The organism is Mesorhizobium sp. M1A.F.Ca.IN.020.06.1.1, from assembly GCF_004023265.1.
Classification (GTDB): Bacteria; Pseudomonadota; Alphaproteobacteria; order Rhizobiales; family Rhizobiaceae; genus Mesorhizobium.
Genome location: NZ_RZSR01001248.1, coordinates 1 through 1,395, shown reverse-complemented (window position 1 = coordinate 1,395; position 1,395 = coordinate 1). Strand labels below are relative to the sequence as shown.

Annotated in this window: 1 protein-coding gene and 1 pseudogene; both read left to right on the top strand. The window is 64.2% G+C overall.

The genetic code is table 11. The features are described 5' to 3' along the window. Window positions 1–184: pseudogene (locus tag EOA60_RS32950) on the top strand (methylmalonyl-CoA mutase); the annotation flags it as partial. Continuing rightward, the coding region (locus EOA60_RS32945; protein ID WP_245502676.1) for a methylmalonyl-CoA mutase family protein at window positions 181–1,395 on the top strand (1,215 nt) is incomplete at its 3' end. The pseudogene EOA60_RS32950 and the gene EOA60_RS32945, both read left to right, overlap by 4 nt.

The window sequence follows — 1,395 nt, the reverse complement described above, 5'->3', positions numbered from 1 at the left end:
GCGCAATGCCGTCTATCGGGCCGGCGAACGAGGCATCATCGGCACCACCTTGTTCCGCACCGGCAGCGAGCGCCCCGTCGAGACATTGAAAGCCGAACGCCGGCCCGCGCTGACAGAAGGCGTGGCGACCTGCGAGCCGCTGTTTCCAGTTCGCATCGATCAGTCGATCGGAGCCGGCTCATGATCCCGGATTTCAGCCAGATCGGCTGGTCGGCGCCGCGCCGCGCGCCGGTCGAGCTCAAGGGCCAGCGGATGACGCCGGAAGGCATCGCCCTGAAACACCTCTACACGCAGGCCGACCTCAAGGGCCTGGCCAATCTCGACACCTATCCGGGCCTGCCGCCCTTCGTGCGCGGCCCCTACCCGACCATGTATGTTCAGCAGCCCTGGACGATCCGGCAATATGCCGGCTTCTCGACGGCGGAGGAATCCAACGCTTTCTACCGGCGCAACCTCGCGGCCGGCCAGAAGGGCCTGTCGGTCGCCTTCGACCTCGCGACCCATCGCGGCTATGACAGCGACCATCCGCGCGTCGCCGGCGATGTCGGCATGGCGGGCGTGGCGATCGATTCCATCCTCGACATGCGCCAGCTGTTCGACGGCATTCCGCTCAACGAGATGACGGTGTCGATGACCATGAACGGCGCCGTGCTGCCGATCATGGCGCTCTATATCGTGGCGGCGGAGGAACAGGGTGTCGCGCAGAAGGACCTCGCCGGGACCATTCAGAACGACATTCTGAAGGAGTTCATGGTCCGCAACACCTACATCTATCCGCCGAAGCCTTCGATGCGGATCGTGTCGGACATCTTCGCCTATACCTCGCGGCACATGCCGAAATTCAATTCGATCTCGATCTCCGGCTATCATATGCAGGAGGCGGGCGCGACGGCCGACCTCGAACTCGCCTACACGATCGCCGACGGCATCGAATATGCGCGCGCCGGCGTCGCCGCGGGTCTCGACATCGACCGGTTTGCGCCGCGCCTTTCCTTCTTCTGGGCGATCGGCATGAACTTCTTCATGGAGGTCGCCAAGCTCAGGGCCGCGCGGCTGCTCTGGTCGAGCCTGATGAAGAAGAATTTTGCGCCGAAGGACGAGCGCTCGCTGTCGCTGCGCACCCATTGCCAGACATCGGGCTGGTCGCTGACGGCGCAGGATCCCTACAACAACATCACGCGCACGATGATCGAGGCGATGGCGGCAACGCAGGGACATACCCAGTCGCTGCACACCAATTCCTTCGACGAGGCGATGGCGCTGCCGACCGACCATTCGGCCCGCATTGCCCGCAACACGCAGCTCATCCTGCAAAAGGAATCCGGCACCACGCGCATGATCGACCCGTGGGGCGGCTCGGCCTATGTCGAGCGGCTGACACATGATCTGGCGGCC